The sequence below is a fragment of the Hydrogenophaga sp. genome, from assembly GCF_041633695.1.
Classification (GTDB): Bacteria; Pseudomonadota; Gammaproteobacteria; order Burkholderiales; family Burkholderiaceae_C; genus Hydrogenophaga.
In genome coordinates this window covers 1-4,245 of the sequence record NZ_JBFJMY010000364.1, presented here as the reverse complement: position 1 = coordinate 4,245, position 4,245 = coordinate 1, and the positions used below count along the sequence as shown (strand labels likewise).

3 protein-coding genes are annotated in these 4,245 nt (G+C 67.3%); 1 reads left to right on the top strand and 2 read right to left on the bottom strand.

The genetic code is table 11. From position 1 onward, the window contains the following. A partial coding sequence (locus ABYB95_RS18095; RefSeq protein ID WP_372660047.1) for a tannase/feruloyl esterase family alpha/beta hydrolase occupies positions 1-642 on the top strand: 642 nt, incomplete at its 5' end. A gap of 95 nt (positions 643-737) precedes the next feature. Here ABYB95_RS18095 and ABYB95_RS18090 read toward each other — a convergent pair. Continuing rightward, the gene (locus ABYB95_RS18090; RefSeq protein ID WP_372660045.1) at positions 738-1,784 is read right to left on the bottom strand and encodes a response regulator; all 1,047 of its coding nucleotides are present in this window, start codon (positions 1,782-1,784) and stop codon (positions 738-740) included. Then, the coding region (locus ABYB95_RS18085) for an ATP-binding protein (RefSeq protein WP_372660043.1) at positions 1,781-4,245 on the bottom strand (2,465 nt) is incomplete at its 5' end. The genes ABYB95_RS18090 and ABYB95_RS18085, both read right to left, overlap by 4 nt.

The following is a 4,245-nucleotide window of genomic DNA, read 5'->3' as shown; positions in this document are numbered from 1 at the left end:
GGAAGTCCGGTGGGTTCAGGCGTGGCGTTCTGGGAATTCTTCGCGGCCCTCAACCTGGACGCAGGGGCCACCGGGATCATCTTCAACCCGAGCCCGGCCAACCCGTCCAGCTTCAATGCCCTGAACTTTGCACTGACGACCGACATTGACGCATTGGCTGCCGCCATGAATGCCACCTCGGCCACCTACACCGAATCCGCCATGGGCTTCATGACGCCGCCCAAGCCCACACAAATGACGGGCCTGCGCAACCGCGGTGGAAAAATCATGGTCTACCACGGTGTGAGCGACCCGATCTTCTCGGTCAACGATTCGGAGACTTGGTTCAAAGGCGTGCAAACTGGCACCGGCGACAACTTCGCCCGCTTCTACCAGGTGCCGGGCATGGGTCACTGCTCGGGCGGCCCGGCCACCGACCAGTTCGACATGTTGACCCCCTTGGTCAACTGGGTCGAAAAAGGCCAGGCACCCAGCGACATTGTTGCCACGGCGCGCGGCGCCGGCAATGCCGGTGGCGTGAACAGCGATTTGCCGTCCGCTTGGGCGCCTGATCGCACCCGCCCCCTGTGCGCCTACCCCAAGGTGGCACGCTACAAAGGCAGCGGCAGCCTGGAAGTGGCCAGCAGTTTCGTCTGCCAATAAACCCGGCCCAGCTTGGGTCCAAAAGCGCGCCCTGCGGGGCGCGCTTTTTTGTTGCCTCTTCGACGATCCACGCGGCGCCAACGCGCCCACCGGACTCAGATGCCGTGCTGGGGCTGTAACAAAGGCACGCGGTTGATCGCCATGGTGGCGGCGGCGGTTCGGGTTTCCACCCCCATCTTGGCGTGGATGCGCTCCAGGTGTTTTTTCACCGTGCCGGGGCTGGCCCCCAGGATGTCGGCGATGTCGCGGTTGATCTTGCCCTTGACCACCCAGTACAGCACCTCGGCTTCGCGCGCGGTCAAGCCAAACGCTTGGGCCAGACCATCGAGCACGCTGGCGTCCGACGTCTCCTGCATCACGATCAGCCAATCGCCCTCCGAGCCACTGTCGCTTCCGGTTTCGTTGTCGCCACCGTCCTGGTCGCCCACCTGCTGGTGCAGGCGAAACGTCAGGCGCCGTGGGCCGCTTTCCAGCGTCAGGCGTGGCGGCTCGCGCAGCGCCTGGGCTTCGCCCAGGTGGCGGCGCAACCACTGCACCACGGGCGGCGGCGTGACCGGGGCCAAGGTGCCGCAATAGCGCAACAACAGATCGCGCGCGAGCGGGGTCTGCCACATCAGGCGGCCGTCGCTGGCGCGCACGGTGATGGTCGCGTAACCAAAGGCGTCGAGCGCGTTGCGCGCCTGGCTGCGCTCTACCGCGCCCTGCTTCACCTGCCGCGCCTGCGCCAGGTGCACGCCCATGCGGGCCAGCACTTCGCGCGGTTTGATGGGCTTGGTGACGTAGTCCACCCCACCGGCCGCCAACGCCGCCTCCAGGTGTTCGGTCTCGGTCAGGCCGGTCATGAAGATGATGGGAATGTGCGCGGTGCCCGCATCGGCTTTGAGGCGGCGCGCCACCTCAAAGCCGTCCAGGCCGGGCATGATGGCGTCGAGCAACACCACATCGGGCTGGGCCTGGGCGGCGCGGCGCAAGGCGCTCTCGCCGTCCAGCGCCACCAGCACGGTGTAACCGGCCTCGTCCAGGGCGTCGTGCAGCAAGGCCACGTTGTCGGGCACGTCGTCCACGATGAGCACGACCAGGGCGTCTTCGCGCGGCAATGGCATGGAGGCTGCAGCCTGAGTTGGGGCGTGGCGCTCGTTCATGGTGTGGTCCGAACAGACACGGTGGTCGCGCCCTGTTGCTGCAAGCGCTCTTCAATGGCTTCAAAACGGAATTCGCGCGCCAGCGTTTGCAAGCCCTGGGCAAAGTCGGCCTGCTCGGGGCGCTGGCGCACCCAGTCGTCCAGCCACTGCACGATGCCTTTGTAATAGCCCAGACGCACCAGTTCCAGCAGCGGCGCCATTTCGGTCGCGTGCAGCACAGTGCCCGGCGCCGCGCTGCTGCCCATGGTGCGGGCCGGTGGCGCGGCGGTTTCGGGTGCGGCAGCGTGGGTCCAGTTCAATTTCAAGCGCTGGCCCAGCCAGGCGATCAGGTCTTCGCGCCGCACCGGTTTCACAAAAAAGTCCTGCGGCTGGTGGTCCAGGTCGTTGTCCAGCCCACGGTCGAAGGCGTTGGCCGACACAATGGCCAATGGCACCCCGCCCCAGCCGCGTGCCCGCAGGCGGCGCATGGTTTCCCAGCCGTCGATGCCCGGCATGGCCAGGTCCATGAAGATGGCATGCGGTCCGCCTTCGGCCGCCGGGTTCAGGCCGTCGAGCAGGCCCAAGGCGTCGTGGCCGCTGGTGGCCAGCAACACCTCAAAACCCAGCGGTTGCAACCAGCGCACCAGCAGTTCGCGGTCGGACTCTTCGTTGTCCACCACCAGCACACGTTGGCGCGGGCCCGCGTAACCGGCATAGACCGGCGTGCTGGCCGCCCGACGCAGCGGCGCGCCGTGGACCTCGGGCAGGAACAGGCGCACGGTGAACACCGTGCCGGCCCCCGGCGTGCTGCGCACCGTCATTTCGCCGCCCATCAGATCGGCCAGCATCTTGGCGATGGTCAGGCCCAGGCCGGTGCCGCCCGCTGCGCCGGCCTGGGCGGTGGCGGGTGCGCTCTCGGTTTGACCCTGGCTGCCGCGCGCAAAGGGTTCGAACACACGCTCCAGGTCTTGCAGGCCCATGCCGGGACCGGTGTCGTGCACCTCGAATTGCGCCATCTCGCGCGCGTGGGTCACCCGCAGCCGCACCTCGCCCGCGCGGGTGAACTTCACCGCGTTGCCGAGCAGGTTGATGAGTATCTGGCGCAGGCGTTTTTCGTCGGCGCGCACCGTGTCGGGCAGGCGGCTGGCGGACTCGAACACAAAGCGCAGGCCCTTGGCCGCTGCCTGCAGTTCGAACATGCTGGCCACTTCCTGCATCACGTCGGCAAAGGCCATGGGCCGCACATCCAGCGCCAGCTTGCCCGATTCGATGCGCGCAATGTCCAGCGTGCCTTCGATCAAGGACAACAGGTGTTCACCTCCCCGGTGGATGACGCGAATCGCCTGCGCGCGGTGCGGCGCCATGCCGGTGTCTTCCTGCAGCAGTTGTGCGTAACCCAGGATGCTGTTGAGCGGCGTGCGCAGCTCGTGGCTGATGGTGCTGATGTAGCGCGTCTTGGCCTGGTTGGCCTGCTCGGCGGCGTGCCGGGCCTGCTGCAGCTGTTCGTCGGTCTTGCGGTGCGAGTCGATCTCGTGCATCAGCAAACGGGTTTGCCGGTTCGACTCTTCCTGCGCCACTTCGCGGGTCTTGTGGGCCAGCACCAGCCACCAGGCCACGGTGCCCGCGATCAGCAAGAGCACCGCGTACACGCGCAAAAAGCCGGAACGCAGCGCCGCGTCCAGCAAGCTGGCGTCGGCCACGGCTTGCAGGCCTTGGTCCAGCCCCTGCACCTGCTGGCGGTAGAGCAGCCCCAGCACGGCGGCCAGCACCGGCGCCACCACCAGCATGAGCAGCAGGTAGTGCGCCAGCCCCGCCTCCAGATAACGCCACATGCGCTGCGGCATCACGGTGCGCAAGGCGCTCTGCCATTGCTCCGACAGCCGCGCGTGCGGTTTGCACAGGTCGCCGCAACGGGCGTCCAAGGTGCAGCAAAGCGAACAGATCGCACCCTGGTAGGCCGGGCAATGCGCCATGTCGGGGCCTTCGTACGCGCGCTCGCAGATGACGCAGCGCAAGAGCACACCCCCCGCGCCGCCTGCGGCGTCACCCCCCTGAAGGGGGGCAACACCTGCGGCCGGGCGAAGCCCGTTCCGCGGTGTTTCTGGATGGGCTGCCCCGCTCACGGCACAGCCCTCGTATGACGGTGCGGCGCCTCCCTCCGCTCGTCGTGCAAGGTAGTACCGCCCCTGGGTCGCCCACGCGATCAAGGGCGAGGTGAGCAGCGCCGTGACCAGCGCGATGACGGCGGAAAACGCCTGCGCCATGGCCCCCATCAAACCCATGTGGGCCGTGATCGACAAGACCGAGGCCAGGCCCATGGCGCCCACGCCCACCGGGTTGATGTCGTACAAATACGCGCGCTTGAACTCGATGCCTTTGGGCGACCAGCCCATGGGCTTGTTGATCACCAGATCGGCCACCACCGCCATGATCCAGGCGATGGCGATGTTGGAATACAGGCCCAGCACCTCGCCCAGCGCCT

Excerpts from the sequence above, each read along its gene's own strand:
- ABYB95_RS18090 (WP_372660045.1), bottom strand. The coding sequence starts at position 1,784 with ATGAACGAGCGCCACGCCCCAACTCAGGCTGCAGCCTCCATGCCATTG.